Consider the following 17,500-nt stretch of genomic DNA (forward strand, 5'->3'; position numbering starts at 1 on the left):
CGAGTGAGGTGGCGGCCAGTCCGGCAGCCCTGCGCTCGGCGGCGAGTGCGTCGAGGAACACGTTGGCCGCGGCATAGGTGGCCTGCCCGGCGGGAAGGATCTGGCCTCCCGCCGAGGAGTACAGGACGAACGCCGTCAGATCCAGGTTCCGGGTCAGCTCGTGCAGGTGCCAGGCGGCGTCCACCTTGGGCCGCAGCACCTTGCCGACCTGCTCCGGGGTGACCGCGCCGACCAGGGCGTTGTCCATGACGCCGGCCGCGTGCACGACCCCGGTCAGCGGGTGCGCGTCCGGGATCTCGTCGAGCAGTGCGGCGAGCGCGTACCGGTCGGCTGCGTCCACGGCGACGATCCGCACCGATTCCGCACCGGCCCCGATGAGTTCGGCGTGCAGCTCCGAGGCGCCCGGCGCGTCCGTGCCGCGCCGGCTGGTGAGGACCAGATGGCGCACGCTCTGCTCGGCGACCAGGTGCCGGGCGAGCACGGCGCCCAGCAGACCGGTGCCTCCGGTGATCAGTACGGTGCCGCCCTCGCGCCACACGGTCGCCTCGCCGCCGCCGGTGGCGGGGGCATAGCGGGGGACCAGGACCTTGCCACCGCGTACGGCGATCTCGGTCTCGGCCGTGGCCAGGGCGGCGGGCAGGGCGGCAAGGGACTCGGGGGCCGCGTCGAGGTCGACGACGGTGAACCGCCCCGGGTTCTCGGCCTGCGCCGCCCGCACCACACCCCACAGCGGTGCCTGTACGCAGTCCACCTCGTCCCCGTCGCCGGCGACGACGCCGTCACGGGTCACGAGCACAAGCCGGGTGTCCGCGAACCGCGCCTCGGACAGCCACTGGCCGAGCGTGTCGAGGAGCCGCCCGACGGACGTACGGACCTGCTCGGGCACGCCGCCCGTGGTGCCGAAGACATCGGAGACGTCCGGCGCGGTCAGCAGCACCGTGCCCGGAACTCCGGATTCCGCGAGGGCCTCGGTGAGCGTGGGGACCGACCGGATGCCCGGCAGCGCGCTCCCGACGACCAGCCAGTCATCGGTGCCGCCCGCCGCTCCGCCCGGCTGCGGTGCCTGCCAGTCGATACGGAACAGCTCGGCGCCCCTGGCGTTCCCGGCGCCCGACAGCTGGGCGGCGGACACCTCGCGGACCACCAGCGACTCCACGGTGGCCACGGGCTCGCCGGTCGGTGCGGTGATCCGCAGCGCGACGGCGTCCGGGCCCGGCTTCGTCAGCCGTACACGCAGGGCCGTGGCACCCGTGGCGTGCAGGGTGACCCCGTTCCAGGCGAACGGCAGGGCCGCCCGGACGGGCCCGTCGTGGTCCCCGTCGAAGACGCGCTCCACGTGCAGCGCCGCGTCGAGCAGCGCCGGGTGCAGAGCGAAGGCCGCGGCCTCGGTGCGGGCGTGCTCCGGCAGCCCGATCTCCGCGAACAGCTCGTCCCCGCGCCGCCAGGCGGCCGTGAGCCCCTGGAACACCGGCCCGTACCCGTACCCGAGCCCCGCCAGGTCCTCGTACATCCCGCTCACGTCCACCGGCCGCGCCCCGGCCGGCGGCCACGACTCCAGGTCCGGCACGACGGGCGCGGGCTCGACGGCCAGGACGCCCCGCGCGTTGCGGGTCCACGGCGCGTCGGCCGGCAGCTCCTCGGCGCGCGAGTACACGACGACATCACGCCGCCCGGTCTCGTCCGCCGCGCCCACGGTGACCTGGACGGCGACGCCGCCCTTGGCCGGCAGCAGCAGCGGCGTCTCCTGCGTCAGCTCCTCCAGCCGCGCGCACCCGGCCTCGTGCCCGGCCCTGAGCGCCATCTCGATGTACGCGGTGCCGGGCAGCAGCACACTGCCGTGCACGGCGTGGTCCGCGAGCCACGGATGCGTGACGACGGACAGCCGGCCGGTGAGCACCGGGGCCCCGGTCTCCGCCGACACGACGACCGCGCTGAGCAGCGGGTGCCCGGCGGGCAGCTGCCCGAGCCCGGCGGCGTCCCCGACGGCGGCGGGAGCGTCGAGCCAGTAACGGGTGCGGAGGAAGGGATACGTGGGAAGGGCGACCTTCCGCGCCTCCGTTCCCGCGTGGAGCGCCTCCCAATCCACGTACAGCCCCCGCGTCCAGGCCGCCCCGGCACCGGACAGAGCGTCCCGGACCTCGTCGCGGTTCTTGCGTACGAGGGGGATGAAAGCGGTGGTGTCGTCGGTGGCCGAGCCCGCGCCGAGAGCGGTCAGAACGGCGTCGGGGCCGATCTCGACGAACGTACGGACACCGAACGCTTCGGCAGCGACCACGGCGTCCGCGAAACGGACGGCCTGACGGACCTGATCGACCCAGTAGTCCGGGGACTGCCAATCGGAGGACAGCGCACCGGTCACCGTGGAGACAACCGGAATCCTCGGCTCGTTGAACGCCAACCCGCCCGCGATGGCACGGAACTCGTCCAGCATCGGGTCCATCAGCGAGGAATGGAACGCGTGCGAGACGGAAAGACGGCTGGTCTTCCGCCCCAGCGCGGCGAAGTGCTCGCCGATACCCGTCGCCTCATCCGCCAACCCCGAAACGACCACGGAACGGGGGCCGTTCACCGCCGCGATGGACACGCCATCTGCCAGCAGCGGAAGCACCTCTTCCTCGGTCGCTTGAAGGGCGACCATCGCACCACCGGCAGGAAGCGCCTGCATCAGCCGACCACGCGCGACAACAAGACGTGCGGCATCCGCCAGCGAGAGCACTCCGGCAACGTGTGCGGCGGCAAGCTCACCGATCGAGTGACCGACGACGACGTCCGGCTTGACGCCCCACGCCTCCACCAACCGGAACAGCGCCACCTCGAAGGCGAACAGCGCGGGCTGGGTGTACGAAGTCGCGTTCAGCGCCTCCGCGTCCTCCCCCCACACCACGTCCTTCAACGCCGTTTCGAGGTGCGCGTCCACCTCCACACACACCGCGTCAAACACCTCAGCGAACACCGGGAACGACGCATACAACTCACGCCCCATACCCAGCCGCTGCGCCCCCTGCCCCGTGAACAGGAACGCCGTCTTCCCCTTGGTCACCGCACCCCGAACGCCCTCGCCGTTCACGAAGGCGTCCAGCTCACGCAGCGCGCTCTCCGTGTCGGCGGCCAGGACCACGCCTCGGTGCTCCAGGTCCGCCCGGCCGGCGGCCAGGGTGTGGGCGATGTCGCGGAGGTCCAGGTCAGGGGCTGCGAGCAGGCGGTCGCGGAGGGCGGCGGCCTGACGCACGGGGGCTTCGGGGTCCGAGCCGGACAGCAGCAGGGGCATCGGCCTCACAACGGCCGGTCGCGGCTCCTCCGCCGGGTGGACCGGCTGCGGCGCCTCCTCCACGATCAGGTGGGCGTTCGTCCCGCTGAGCCCGAACGAGGAGACGGTCGCGCGACGCGGCCGGTCCTCGCGGCGCGGCCACGGCCGGGCCTCGGTGAGGAGGCGTACGTGCCCTGCCTCCCAGTCCACCTCGGGCGAGGGCTCGTCCACGTGCAGGGTCTTCGGCATCAGGCCGTTGCGCAGGGCCATGACGGACTTGATGACACCGCTGACGCCGGCCGCCGCCTGGGCGTGGCCGATGTTCGACTTGATGGAGCCGAGCCACACCGGGTCCTCGGCGGTCCGCCCCTGGCCGTAGGTGGCGAGGAGTGCCTGCGCCTCGATCGGGTCGCCGAGCCGGGTGCCCGTGCCGTGGCCCTCCACCAGGTCCACGTCGGCGGTCGTGAGGCCGCTCGCGGCCAGGGCGCGCTGGATGACGCGCTGCTGCGAGGGTCCGTTCGGGGCGGTGAGCCCGTTGCTCGCGCCGTCCTGGTTGATGGCGGAGCCCCGGATGACGGCGAGGACGTCGTGGCCGAGGCGCTCCGCGTCGGACAGCCGCTCGACGAGCAGCAGGCCGACGCCTTCCGCCCAGCCCGTGCCGTCGGCGCCGCCCGCGAACGCCTTGCAGCGGCCGTCGGCGGCGAGTCCGCGCTGCTGGGCGAACTCCACGTAGATCTCGGGCGTCGACATCACCGTGACACCGCCCGCGAGCGCCATGCCGACCTCGCCGCGCCGCAGCGCCTGGCAGGCCATGTGCAGGGCGACCAGCGACGAGGAGCACGCCGTGTCCACGCTGACGGCGGGCCCCTCCAGACCCAGGGTGTAGGCGACCCGGCCCGTGAGGATCGAGGCCGCGGTGCCGTTGCCGAGGTAGCCGGCGACGTCGTCCGGGATGTGCTGGAGGCGGGAGGCGTAGTCGTGGTACATCACGCCCGCGTAGACACCGGTCTGGCTGCCGCGCATGGCCGTCGGGTCGATGCCCGCGTCCTCGAACGCCTCCCACGCCGACTGGAGCAGCAGCCGCTGCTGCGGGTCCATCGCCACGGCCTCGCGCGGGCTGATCCCGAAGAACGCCGGGTCGAACTCGGCGGCGTCGTAGAGGAAGCCACCTTCCCGCGCGTACGTCTTTCCATGCAGCCCGGGCTCGGGGTCGTAGATGCCGTCCGTGTCCCACCCGCGGTCGGCCGGGAAACCAGCGACGGCGTCGCGTCCCTCGGCGACCAGCTTCCACAGGTCGTCGGCGTTGCGGACACCGCCGGGGAACCGGCAGCTGATGCCGACGATCGCGATGGGCTCGTCGTCGGAGAGCGCGGTCACCGGCACGGCCTCGGCGGCCGTCTCCTCCCGCGCACCGCCGAGTTCGGCGTCCAGGTAGTCCGCGACGGCCCGGGTGTTCGGGTAGTCGAAGACGAGCGTGACGGGCAGCCGGAGACCGGTGGCGGCGTTGAGGGCGTTACGCAGCTCCACCGCGGCCAGCGAGTCGAAACCGAGCTCCTTGAACGCGCGGTCGATGCCGACGGTGTCCGCGGACTCGTGGCCGAGGACCGCCGCGACCTGCCCGGCGACCAGTTCGCGCAGCATACGGGCGCGTTCGTCGGCGGTGAGCGGCGACAGCCGGCGGGCCAGCGTGTCGACGGCCGGTGCGGCGGCTGCCGTACGGCGGAGCGCGGGCCGGACGGCGGCCGCGGCGGCCCGCAGCATCGGCGGGACGTCGGAACCCCGGGCGTGCAGGGCGGTCGCGTCCACGAGGAGCGGGGCGACCAGGGCGTGCCGGGTGCGCAGCCCCTCGTCGAACAGGGTGATGCCCCGCTCGGCGGGCAGGGCGGGCAGCCCGAGCCGGTTCATCTTCTCCACGTCGGCGTCGGTGAGTTCGCCGCCGAGCCCGGTGTTCACGGCCCACAGCCCGTACGCGAGTGAGGTGGCCGGCAGTCCGAGGGTGTGCCGGTGGGCGGCGAGGGCGTCCAGGAACACGTTGGCCGCCGCATAGTTGCCCTGCCCGGCGGGAAGGACGAGCCCTCCGGCCGAGGAGAACATCACGAACGCCGACAGGCCGAGCCCGGCGGTGAGTTCGTGCAGGTGCCAGGCCGCGTCCGCCTTGGGCCGCAGTACGGTGTCCAGGCTCTCCGGGGTGAGCGCCCCGATCAGGCCCGGGTCGACGACCCCGGCCGCGTGCACGACCCCGCCCAGCGGGTGCGCCTGAGGGACGGCGTCGAGGACACCGGCGAGCGCTTCCCGGTCCGAAACATCGCATGCCGCGATCCGGACATCCGCCGCTCCCGCCTCCAGGAGCCGGTCGCGCAGCTCGGCCGCACCGGGCGCTTCGATGCCCCTTCGGCTGGTGAGCACCAGGTGGCGGACGCCGTGGCGCCCGACGAGGTGCTGGGCGACGCGGGCGCCGAGTCCGCCCGTGCCGCCGGTGACCAGGACGGTGCGCTCGCCGTCCCAGGGCGCGTCGGCCTCGGGGACGGCGGTCCGGACGAGCCGGGGGATGAGGAAGCGGCCCTCGCGCCGGGCGAGTTCGGGCTCGTCCTGGGCGAGGGCGGCACCGGCGACGGCCGGGAAGTCCTCCGCGTCCAGGTCGTCGCCCGGCTCCACGTCCAGCAGGACGATCCGGCCCGGGTTCTCCGCCTGGGCCGCCCGGACGATGCCCCACACGGGGGCCTGGGTCAGGTCGGGGGCGGTGCCCGGGTCGGTGGCCACGGCACCCCGGGTCACGACGACCAGGGTGGTGGACTCGAACCGCTCGTCGGTCAGCCAGGACTGCACCAGGTCGAGCACGTACGAGGTGGTGGTGCGGGTGGCCTCCGGCACCGGCCAGCCGCCCGGCGTGGGGCGGCACGCCAGCACGACGGCCGACGGCTCGCAGAGGATCGCGAACCCGTACTCGTCCAGCACGGCGGCCGACGACGGAAGCGGCTCGGCCTGTTGCTGGAGCGGCGTCCACTCGATGTGGTGCAGAGCGTCCGAAAGCGGGCCTTCCGCCGGAACGAGCTGATCGGCGGAGACGGGGCGGCAGATCAGCGACGACACGGTCATCACGGGGCTGCCGGTCTCGTCGGCGACGACCATCGCCGACTCCTCCGCGCCCCGGATGCGCCGCACGTACACGCGCAGCGCGGCGGCGCCCGTCGCGTGCAGCGACACCCCGCTCCAGGCGAACGGCAGCAGGGCCTCGGTGCCGCCCTCGCCCTGGTCCACCAGGACGTCCACGTGCATGGCGGTGTCCAGGAGCGCCGGGTGCAGCCCGTAATCAGCGGCCTCCGCGCGTACGGACTCGGGCAGCGCGACCTCGGCGAACAGCTCGTCACCGCGCCGCCAGGCCGCCGTCAGCCCCTGGAAGGCGGGGCCGTACCCGTAACCGCGCTCGCTCAACCGCTCGTAGGCGCCCTCGACCTCCACGGGAGTGGCCCCGCGCGGCGGCCACTGCGTGAGGTCGGCGCCGGGCACCTCGGGCGGTGCGCCGGTGGTGAGGAAGCCGGTGGCGTGCCGGGTCCAGGCGTCCTCGGGTGCGCCGTCGAGGCGCGAGTGGATGTGCAGGGGGCGGCGGCCCGAGGCGTCGGGGGCCCCGGCGGCGACGCGCAGGGACGCGCCACCGTGCTCGGGGAGGACGAGCGGCGCCTCCAGGGTCAGTTCCTCCAGGAGGTCGCAGCCGACCTGGTCCCCGAGGCGCACGGCCAGCTCGACGAACCCGGTGCCGGGCAGCAGGACCGCCCCGTGCACCCCGTGGTCCGCCACCCAGGGCTGCCCTGCGGCCGAGAGCCGGCCGGTCAGGACGACCGACCCGGACTCCGGCGCGAACACGGCAGCACTGAGCACCGGGTGCTCCACGGCATCCAGCCCGGCCGAGCCCACATCACCCGCCTTCGCGGTGACGTCGAGCCAGTAGCGCTTGCGCTGGAAGGCGTACGTGGGCAGGTCGACGAGGCGTCCGGTCGCACCCAGGAGCGCGCTCCAGTCCACCTCGGCACCCCGCGCCCACGCGGCCCCGAGACCGCCGAGGGCCTCGCGGGGCTCGTCGCGGTTCTTGCGTACGAGGGGGATGAAAGCGGTGGTGTCGTCGGTGGCCGAGCCCGCGCCGAGAGCGGTCAGAACGGCGTCGGGGCCGATCTCGACGAACGTACGGGCACCGAACGCTTCGGCAGCGACCACGGCGTCCGCGAAACGGACGGCCTGACGGACCTGATCGACCCAGTAGTCCGGGGACTGCCAATCGGAGGACAGCGCACCGGTCACCGTGGAGACAACCGGAATCCTCGGCTCGTTGAACGCCAACCCGCCCGCGATGGCACGGAACTCGTCCAGCATCGGGTCCATCAGCGAGGAATGGAACGCGTGCGAGACGGAAAGACGGCTGGTCTTCCGCCCCAGCGCGGCGAAGTACTCGCCGATACCCGTCGCCTCATCCGCCAACCCCGAAACGACCACGGAACGGGGGCCGTTCACCGCCGCGATGGACACGCCATCCGTCAGGAGCGGCAGCACCTCTTCCTCGGTCGCTTGAACCGCGACCATCGCGCCACCGGCAGGAAGCGCCTGCATCAGCCGACCACGCGCGACAACAAGACGTGCGGCATCCGCCAGGGAGAGAACGCCCGCAACGTGTGCGGCGGCAAGCTCACCGATCGAGTGACCGACGACGACGTCCGGCTTGACGCCCCACGCCTCCACCAACCGGAACAGCGCCACCTCGAAGGCGAACAACGCGGGCTGGGTGCACGAAGTCGCATTCAGCGCCTCCGCGTCCTCCCCCCACACCACGTCCTTCAACGCCGTTTCGAGATGCGCGTCCACCTCCACACACACCGCGTCAAACACCTCAGCGAACACCGGGAAGGCCGCATACAACTCACGCCCCATACCCAGCCGCTGCGCCCCCTGCCCCGTGAACAGGAACGCCGTCTTCGCCTCCTGCACGCTGTCCGCACCGGCCAGCTGCTCCAGTGCACCGGCGAGCTCCGCCCGGTCGGTGCCCAGCGCGAGGGCACGGTGTTCCAGGGCGGCGCGGCCGGTGGCCAGGGTGCGGGCGGCGGCCGCCAGGTCCTCGTCGGAGAGACGGGCGAGCCCGTCGTGCAGGCGGGCGGCCTGGGCCCGCAGCGCCTCCGGAGTGAAACCCGAGACCGGCCAGGCGAACAGCGCGGGGGCCTCGCCGGCCATGGTCGCCGCCGGCTCCTCCTGCGCCTCCTCGATGATCACGTGCGCGTTCGTCCCGCTGATGCCGAAGGACGAGATGCCCGCCCGCCTCGGACGGCCCTCCGGCGCCCACTCCCGGGCCTCCGTGAGCAGTTCCACCTCACCGGCCGACCAGTCGACCTGGTCCGACGGGGTTTCCGCGTACAGGGACTTGGGAAGCACGCCGTGGCGCATGGCCATGACCATCTTGATGATGCCCGCGACACCGGCGGCAGCCTGCGTGTGGCCCATGTTCGACTTGATGGAACCCAGCCACAGCGGCTGCCCCTCGGGCCGCTCCTGCCCGTAGGTCTCCAGGAGCGCCTGCGCCTCGATGGGGTCGCCGAGCCGGGTGCCCGTGCCGTGCGCCTCGACGACGTCGACCTCGGCGGCCGACAGACCGGCGTTGGCGAGCGCGCCACGGATGACGCGCTGCTGGGCCGGCCCGTTGGGGGCGGTGAGGCCGTTACTCGCACCGTCCTGATTGAGCGCGGAACCACGGACCACGGCGAGCACGCGGTGGCCGTTGCGACGCGCGTCGGACAGCCGCTCAAGCAGCAGCACACCCGCGCCCTCGCCCCAGCCCGTACCGTCCGCACCCGCGCCGAAGGACTTGCAGCGCCCGTCCGACGACAGGCCGCGCTGGCGGGCCATGTCGAGGAAGGTGTCGGGCGTGGACATGATCGTCACGCCGCCCGCGAGGGCGAGTGAGCACTCACCCGCCCGCAGCGCACGGGCCGCCATGTGCAGCGCGACCAGCGACGACGAGCAGGCCGTGTCCACACTGACCGCAGGGCCCTCAAGCCCCAGGGTGTAAGCGACCCGGCCGGAGACCACGCTCGCGAGGCTGCCGTTGCCGTGGTAGCCGGCCACGTCGTCGGGCAGCGGGCCCAGCCGCAGTCCCCAGTCGTGGTACATCACCCCGGCGAACACCCCGGTCGAGCTGCCCTTCACCGAGCGCGGGTCGATCCCCGCACGCTCGAAGGTCTCCCAGGCAACTTCGAGGAGGAGCCGCTGCTGCGGGTCCATGGCCTGTGCCTCGCGCGGGCTGATCCCGAAGAAGGCAGGGTCGAACTGGGCGGCGTCGTACAGGAACGCGCCCTCCGCGGAGTACGTGCGCCCCGGCTTGCCCACCTCCGGGTCGTACAGGTCGGTGTCCCAGCCCCGGTCGGTGGGAAAGGGCCCGATGGCGTCGGAGCCCTCGGCGACGAGCTGCCACAGCTCCTCGGGCGAGGACACGCCGCCCGGGTAGCGGCAGGCCATGGAGACGATGACGATCGGGTCGTCGTCCGTGGCACCGGTACGGGTCACCGGCGCCGCCGGTCCCGCCGCCGGAGCCTCGCCCACGAGCTTCGTCACCAGGTGCTCGGCCAGGGCCGTCGCCGTGGGGTAGTCGAAGGTCAGCGTGGCGCTCAGCCGGAGGCCGGTCGCGGTGGCGAGGCGGTTGCGCAGCTCCACCGCGGCCAGCGAGTCGAAGCCGGTCTCCATGAAGGCCCGGGTGGCGCTGACCTCGTCGGCGCTCTGGTAGCCGAGGACGGCGGCCGTCTCGGTGCGCACCATCCGCAGGACGTGCGCCAGCCGGTCTGCGGCGCCCAGCTCCGCGAGGCGCGCCGCGAGCGGGGCGGCCCCGGCGGCGGGCGTCCCGGCCGACTGTGCGGCGGGGACCGTGCGCGGGCGTACCAGGGCACGCAGCAGGGTGGGCGTGCCGTCCGTGCGGTTGCGTACGGCACGCTGGTTGACGCGTACGGGGACCACGGCCGGTTCGAAGGTGGTGGCCAGGGCCTTGTCGAGCTGGGCGAGGTTCTCCTCGAAGGACAGCGAGTCCAGGCCGAGGCGTTCGATGCGGGTCAGCGCGGCGGCGTCGAGCGTCGCGCCCATCCCGCCGCCGCCGGCCCACAGCCCCCACGCGAGCGAGGTCACGACCTGTCCGGCGGCTGCCCGGCGGGCGGCCAGGGCGTCCAGGAAGAGGTTGCCGGCGGCGTAGTTGCCCTGCCCGGCGCCGTCCAGAACGGTCGAGGCGGAGGAGAAGAGGACGAAGGCGGTCAGGTCGAGGTCCGCCGTCAGCTCGTGCAGGTGCCAGCCGGCGTCCACCTTGGGCCGCAGCACGGTGTCGAGCCGTTCGGGGGTGAGGTGGCCGACCAGGCCGTCGTCGATGACACCTGCCGCGTGCACCACGGCGCGCAGCGGGTGCGCGGCCGGAACGGCGGCGAGCAGGGCGGCCAAGGCGTCCCGGTCCGCGACATCGGTGGCGCTGACGGTGACCTCGGCGCCCGATTCGGCCAGGTCCGCCAGGAGTTCACGCGCCCCGGGGGCGTCCGTGCCGCGCCTGCTGGTGAGGATCAGGTGGCGTACGCCGTGCTCGCGGACCAGGTGCCGGGCCAGTGCGGCGCCCACGCCGCCCGTACCGCCGGTCAGGAGCACGGTGCCGTCCGCGTCCCAGGGTGTGGGGCGCTCCTCGTCGAGCACAGGCACGGCCGCCAGCCGGGGAACGTACAAGCGGTCGCCACGCAGCGCCATTTCGGGCTCGGACGCGGCGGCGGCCAGGGCACGGCCCAGGTGGTCCGCACCGGCCTCGTCGCTGTCGACGAGCACGAAACGGCCCGGGTTCTCCGCCTCCGCCGACCGCACGAGGCCCCAGACGGGTGCCTGTCCGAGGTCGACGTCGGTGCCGGGCACGGCGGCCCCGCCCCGCGTGACGACGGCGAGCTTCGACCCGGCGTACCGGTCGTCCGCCAGCCATGCCTGTGCGGCGGCGAGCGCGTCGGCGGCGACGGCACGCACGGCGGCGGGCACATCGCCCTCGGGGGTGGGCGGCACGCGGTACACGACGACGGGCGGGACTTCCTCACCCAGCTCCTCGCCAAACACGCCGAACCCGGCTTCACCCGAGGGGAGTTCCAGCGCGTTCCACCGCACGGCGAGCAGCGGGTCCGAGCGGTCGGCGGCCAGCTGGTCGGCGGTGACGGCGCGCAGCAGCAGGGACTCGACGCGGGCGACCGGGGCGCCGGCCACGTCGGCGACCGTCACGTCCAGCTCGTCGGAGCCGCGTGCCGCGATGCGTACGCGCACTGCGGACGCTCCGGCCGCGTACAGCGCGGCCCTGTTCCAGGAGAACGGGATCCAGGTGCCCTCGGGCCGGTTGCCGGCCGTGGCGAGGGCGTGGTCGGCGGGGTGCAGGGCGGCGTCCAACAGCGCCGGGTGCAGGCCGTAGCCGGGGGCGTCGGCCCGTACGTGCTCCGGGAGTTCGACGTCCGCGTACACCTCGCCGTCGAGCAGCCAGGCGGCGCGTACGCCGTGGAAGGCGGGCCCGTAGCCGTAGCCCTCGTCGGCCATGTCGGCGTACAGGGTGCTGACGTCGAGCGGGACGGCACCGGTCGGCGGCCAGGTGCCGGACAGCGCCGCGGTGTCCGGCACGGGCGCGGCCGGGGCGAGGACACCGGTGGCGTGCCGGGTCCAGGCGTCCTCGGAGGTTTCGGCACCGTCCGGACGGGAGAAGCACTCGACGCTCCGGCGACCGGACGCATCGGCCGGGGCGACGACGACCTGGAGGTCCACCCCACCCGTCGGGGGCAGCATCAGCGGCGCCTGGAGCGTCAGCTCCTCGACGAGTCCGCAGCCGGTCTCCGTGGCCGCGCGCAGGGCGAGTTCGACCAGGGCCGTGCCCGGAAGCAGGGTGATCCCGGCGATCGTGTGGTCGGCGGTCCACGGGTGGGTGCGCGGCGACACGCGTCCCGTGAGGACCGTGGTACCGGTCCCGGCGAGGTCGCCGGCCGAGGTCAGGACGGGGTGCTGCGAGGCGAGCCGGCCGAGCCCGGTGGTGGCGGTGGACGGCTCGGGGGTCAGCCAGTAGCGGCGGGTGCGGAAGGCGTACGTGGGCAGCTCGACGCGGCGCGTGGCGCGGCCCGCGTACAGGGCCTCCCAGTCGATGTGCGCGCCCCGGGCCTGGGCGAGTCCGGCGGCGCCCAGCGCCTCGCGGACCTCGTCCTTCCCGGCGCGAAGCAGCGGGGCGAAGAAGGTGTCGGACTCGCGTTCCTCGGGAAGGCAGCCCTGCCCGAGGGCGCTGAGGACACCGTCCGGGCCCAGCTCCAGGAAGGTGCGGGCGCCGCCCTGTTCGACGAGCCAGTCCATGGCGTCCGCGAAGCGCACCGCGCTGCTGACGTGCCCGGCCCAGTAGTCCGGCGAGCACAGCTCCTCGGAGGTCGCGAGGCGCCCGGTGACGGTGGAGACGAGCGGGATCCGGGGCGGGGAGTAGGTCAGGACGCCGGCGATCCGGCGGAACTCCTCCAGCATCGGCGCCATGAGCGGCGAGTGGAAGGCGTGGCTGACCTGGAGCCGCTTGGTCTTGCGGCCCTGCGCGGCGAACCGTTCGGCCAGCGCGACGGTGGCCTCCTCCTCGCCGGAGAGCACCAGGGAACCGGGCCCGTTGAGCGCGGCCACGGCAACCCGCTCCCCGAGGAACGGAGCGACCTCCTCCTCGGTCGCCCGGACGGCGATCATCGCGCCGCCGGACGGGAGTTCCTGCATCAGCCGGCCCCGGGCACCGACGAGGATCGCCGCGTCCTCCAGGTTCAGCACCCCGGCGACGTGGGCGGCCGCGATCTCCCCGATGGAGTGTCCGGCCAGGAAGTCGGGCCGGATGCCCCACGACTCGACGAGCCGGAACAGGGCGACCTCGACGGCGAACAACGCGGTCTGCGCGTAACGCGTCTGGTCGAGCAGGGCCGCTTCCCGCGAGCCCTCCTCGGCGAACAGGACGTCCCACAGCGACGGGCCGAGCTGGAGGTCGAGCCAGCCGATGGCGTCGGCGAGAGCGTCCGCGAAGACCGGAAAGGCGTCGTACAGCCGGCGGCCCATAGCGAGGCGCTGGCTGCCCTGGCCGGTGAAGAGGAACGCGAGCCGCCCGGCGGGCAGCGTGCCCGTGTGCGTGTCGGCGGCGGCGGTGCCGTCGGCGAGAGCGCGCAGCTTGCCGAGGAGCTCGTCACGGCCGTCCGCGACGACGGCGGCGCGGTGTTCGAGGGCGGCGCGGCCGGTGCCGAGCGCGTGCCCGAGGTCGGCGGCGGTGAGCTCGTCCCGCTCCTCCAGGAAGTCCGCCAGCCGGGCGGCCTGGGCGCGCAGCCCGTCCTCGGAGCGCGCGCCGACGGGCACGAGCACCGGCCCGGCGACAGGCTCCTCCGCGACCGGGACCGCGTCCTGCGCCGGCGGTTCTTCCACGATCACATGGGCGTTGGTGCCGCTGATCCCGAAGCCGGAGACGCCCGCACGGCGCGGCCGGTCCTCCGTCTGCGGCCACGCGACGGGCTCGGTGAGCAGCTGTACGGTCCCGGCGGACCAGTCGACGTTGCCGGTGGGGGTGTCGACGTGCAGGGTGCGGGGAAGGACCCCGTTCCGCATCGCCATGATCATCTTCATCAGCCCGGCCACGCCTGCGGCCGCCTGGGTGTGGCCGAGGTTCGACTTGACCGAGCCGAGCCACAGCGGCCGGTCCCCGGGCCGGTCCTTGCCGTAGGTCGCGATGAGGGCGCTCGCCTCGATCGGGTCGCCGAGGGTGGTGCCGGTGCCGTGCGCCTCGACCGCGTCGACCTCGGCGGGGGTGAGCCCTGCGTCGGCGAGGGCCTGGGCGATGACGCGCTGCTGGGCGGTGCCGCTGGGGGCGGTGAGCCCGTTGCTCGCGCCGTCCTGGTTGATGGCCGAACCCCGGACGACGGCGAGGATGTTGTGGCCGTTGCGCCGGGCGTCGGAGAGCCGTTCCACGACGAGCAGGCCGACGCCCTCCGCGAAGGAGGTCCCGTCGGCGCCGTCCGCGAACGCCTTGATCTGCCCGTCCGGGGCGAGCCCGCGCTGCCGGCTGAACTCCGTGAACAGGCCGGGCGTGCTGAGGACGGTGACGCCGCCCGCCAGCGCCATCGAGCACTCGCCGCGGCGCAGCGACTGGACGGCGAGGTGCAGGGAGACCAGCGACCCGGAGCAGGCGGTGTCGACGGTGAGCGCCGGGCCCTCCAGGCCGAGCGCGTACGCGACCCGCCCCGAGGTGACACTGAGCGCGCCGCCGGTGACGAGGTACCCGGTCAGGTTCTCGGGGGCGTCCTGCACCCGTGGCCCGTACTCGGAGGGGCCGGCTCCGATGAACACGCCCGTACGGCTGCCGCGCAGCGAGGTCGGGTCGATGCCCGTACGCTCCAGCGCCTCCCAGGCCGTCTCCAGGAGCAGCCGCTGCTGCGGGTCCATGGCCAGCGCCTCGCGCGGCCCGATCCCGAAGAACTCGGCGTCGAACTCGGCGGCGTCGTGCAGGAAGCCGCCGGTTTGCGTGTAGCAGGTGCCGGGAACGGTGGGGTCCTCGTCGAACAGCGCGTCCAGGTCCCAGCCCCGGTTGTCGGGGAACGGCCCGACGGCGCTCGCACCCGCGTCGACCAGGTTCCAGAGGTCCTCGGCCGAACGGATCCCGCCGGGGAAGCGGCCGCTGATGCCGACGACCGCGATGGGCTCACCGTCGAAGGCCGGTGCCGGCTCCGCGACGGCTGCGGCGGCGGCCGGCCCGGCGGAGGCACCGAGCAACTCCGTACGGACGCGGTCGGCGAGCAGTTCGGGGCTCGGGTGGTCGAAGGCGGCGGTCACGGGCAGCGCGAGCCCGGTCGCCGCGTTGAGGCGCGCGTGCAGGTCGACGAGGGCGATGGAATCAAGCCCCAGTTCCCGGAAGGAGGTTTGGGCGACGACCACCGGCTCACTGTCGGGACGCACCTTGCGCAGGCACTCCGCGGTCTGCTCGCAGACGAGGTCGGTCAGGAGCCTGGACTGCTCGCTCCCGGGAAGCCCGGAGAGGCGGCCGGCCAGGGCGGCCCCGGGGTTCTCCCCCGGCTGGGCCTCCGAGCGTCCCTCCGGGCGGACCTCCGCGCCGGACATGTCATCAGCGACAGGATCGAAGCCCGCGGACATCTGCACGCTCCCAGCTCGTATCGAATCCCCCGAGTCATTCCAGCCACGGGGTGTCCGCACGCTAGGTCGCCCGCGAAGGGCGGCGACACCCCTATCCCCCCAGGTGTTGACCCTGCCCACGCGACCCTCGCGCCCCTGCGAAACCGCCGGTGACAGGGGTGGTGGGCGACGAGATGCCTGTTGGGCCGGGGTCCTGCCGGGCCCGGGAGCGGTCAGGGGGGTGGTCGGTGTTCTCCGCGCACGCCCCCGGCCCCTTCAATGACACGCACTGCCCAGGGCGCCGCCAACGGCGGGCCCGATGGCCGAAGAGACGGGTGGATCATGACCGTTGCCGATGTCAGTGTCCGAGTGGCCGAACGAGGAGCGATCAAGGAGGCCGTGGAGCTGGGCCCTTCACCGAGCGCCACCGAGGCGCAGCGCGCGCGGGGCAAGCTCACCGTGCGCGAGCGGCTGGACCTGCTGTTCGATCCGGGGACCTTCCGCGAGATCGAACAGCTGCGCCGCCACCGCGCCGCGGGATTCGGCCTGGAGGACCGCAGGCCACACACCGACGGCGTGGTGACCGGCTGGGGCCAGGTCGAGGGCCGGAAAGTGTTCGTGTACGCACACGACTTCCGGATCTTCGGCGGCTCGCTCGGTGAGGCGCACGCCCAGAAGATCCACAAGGTGATGGACCTCGCCCTGGCCGCCGGCGCCCCGCTGGTGTCGCTCAGCGACGGCGCGGGCGCCCGTATCCAGGAGGGTGTAACCGCACTTGCCGGTTACGGCGGCATCTTCCGCCGCAACGTGGCCGCGTCCGGGGTGATCCCGCAGATCAGCGTGATGCTCGGCCCGTGCGCCGGCGGCGCCACGTACTCCCCGGCACTCACCGACTACGTGTTCATGGTCCGCGACATCTCACAGATGTACATCACGGGCCCCGACGTCGTGCAGGCCGTCACCGGCGAGAAGATCACGCACAACGACCTCGGCGGAGCGCAGGTGCACTCCACGGTGTCGGGCGCGAGCGCGTTCCTGTACGACACCGAGGAGGAGTGCCTGGAGGAGGTACGCCACCTGCTCTCCCTCCTCCCGTCCAACAACCGCGAACTCCCGCCGGTCGTCCCCTGCGAGGACCCGGTCGACCGCCCCGGCGACACCCTGTCCCGGCTGGTCCCGGCCGACCCCAACCTCTCGTACGACATGCGCGCGGTGATCGAGGAGATCGTCGACGAAGGCGACCTCTTCGAGGTGCACGCCAACTGGGCGACCAACATCATCTGCGGCCTGGCCCGCCTGGACGGCCATGTGGTCGGCATCGTCGCCAACCAGCCCGCGTCCCTCGCCGGCGTCCTGGACATCCACGCCTCCGAGAAGGCCGCGCGCTTCGTGCAGACCTGCGACGCGTTCAGCATCCCGCTGGTCACGCTGGTCGACGTGCCCGGCTTCCTGCCCGGCAGCGACCAGGAGCACAACGGCGTCATCCGCCACGGCGCGAAGCTCCTGTACGCGTACTGCAACGCGACGGTCCCCCGCGTACAGGTCATCCTGCGCAAGGCGTACGGCGGCGCGTACATCGTGATGGACTCCCGCTCCATCGGCTGCGACCTGTCCTTCGCCTGGCCCACCAACGAGATCGCCGTCATGGGCGCGGAGGGCGCCGCCAACGTCGTCTTCCGCCGCGAGATCGCCGCCGCCGACGACCCGGAAGCGGCCCGCGCCCAGCGCGTCAAGCAGTACCGCCAGGAGCTGATGCACCCGTACTACGCGGCCGAACGCGGCCTGGTGGACGACGTCATCGACCCCGCCTCCACCCGCCAGGTGCTGGCCGACGCCCTGGACGTCCTGCGCGCCAAGCACGTGTCGCTACCCGAACGCAAGCACGGCAACCCTCCGTTCTGACATGGCCGACTCCTCCATCCGCATCGAAGGCGGAACCCCGACCCCCACCGAACTGGCCGCCGTCCTCCTGGTCCTGCTCTCGGCGACGAGAGCCCAGGAGGCGCCCGAGAAGCGCACCTCCTCGCCCCGGTCCAACTGGGGCCCCGCACGAGGCTGGCGCCCCCCGGGCACCTGGCCGGCGGCCCGATGACAGCACTGCGTAAGGACACCGCA

At 73.6% G+C, this 17,500-nt stretch carries 2 protein-coding genes and 2 pseudogenes; 2 read left to right on the top strand and 2 right to left on the bottom strand.

What is annotated here, in order from left to right; translation table 11 throughout:
* Positions 1–43: 43 nt before the first annotated feature.
* Both BLW14_RS35740 and BLW14_RS35745 read right to left on the bottom strand, forming a co-directional pair.
* Positions 44–9,739: pseudogene (locus tag BLW14_RS35740) on the bottom strand (SDR family NAD(P)-dependent oxidoreductase); the annotation flags it as partial.
* A gap of 108 nt (positions 9,740–9,847) precedes the next feature.
* A pseudogene (locus tag BLW14_RS35745) lies at positions 9,848–15,406 on the bottom strand (type I polyketide synthase); the annotation flags it as partial.
* 321 nt (positions 15,407–15,727) lie between these two features.
* Between BLW14_RS35745 and BLW14_RS15345 the strand changes: the two are divergent.
* Complete coding sequence (locus BLW14_RS15345) at positions 15,728–17,287, top strand: acyl-CoA carboxylase subunit beta (protein ID WP_177153983.1); 1,560 nt, start codon at positions 15,728–15,730, stop codon at positions 17,285–17,287.
* Position 17,288: 1 nt separating this feature from the next.
* Positions 17,289–17,477 carry an acyl-CoA carboxylase epsilon subunit gene (locus BLW14_RS15350; RefSeq protein ID WP_093707848.1) on the top strand — a complete coding sequence of 63 codons (189 nt, stop codon included), beginning with the start codon at positions 17,289–17,291 and terminating at the stop codon, positions 17,475–17,477.
* Positions 17,478–17,500: the final 23 nt, after the last annotated feature.

The organism is Streptomyces sp. 2131.1 (genome assembly GCF_900105515.1).
Taxonomy (GTDB): Bacteria; Actinomycetota; Actinomycetes; order Streptomycetales; family Streptomycetaceae; genus Streptomyces; species Streptomyces drozdowiczii.

Bases quoted from the DNA above. Each gene is read 5' to 3' on its own strand.
- BLW14_RS15345 (WP_177153983.1), top strand. From the start codon at position 15,728: ATGACCGTTGCCGATGTCAGTGTCCGAGTGGCCGAACGAGGAGCGATC.
- BLW14_RS15350 (WP_093707848.1), top strand. From the start codon at position 17,289: ATGGCCGACTCCTCCATCCGCATCGAAGGCGGAACCCCGACCCCCACC.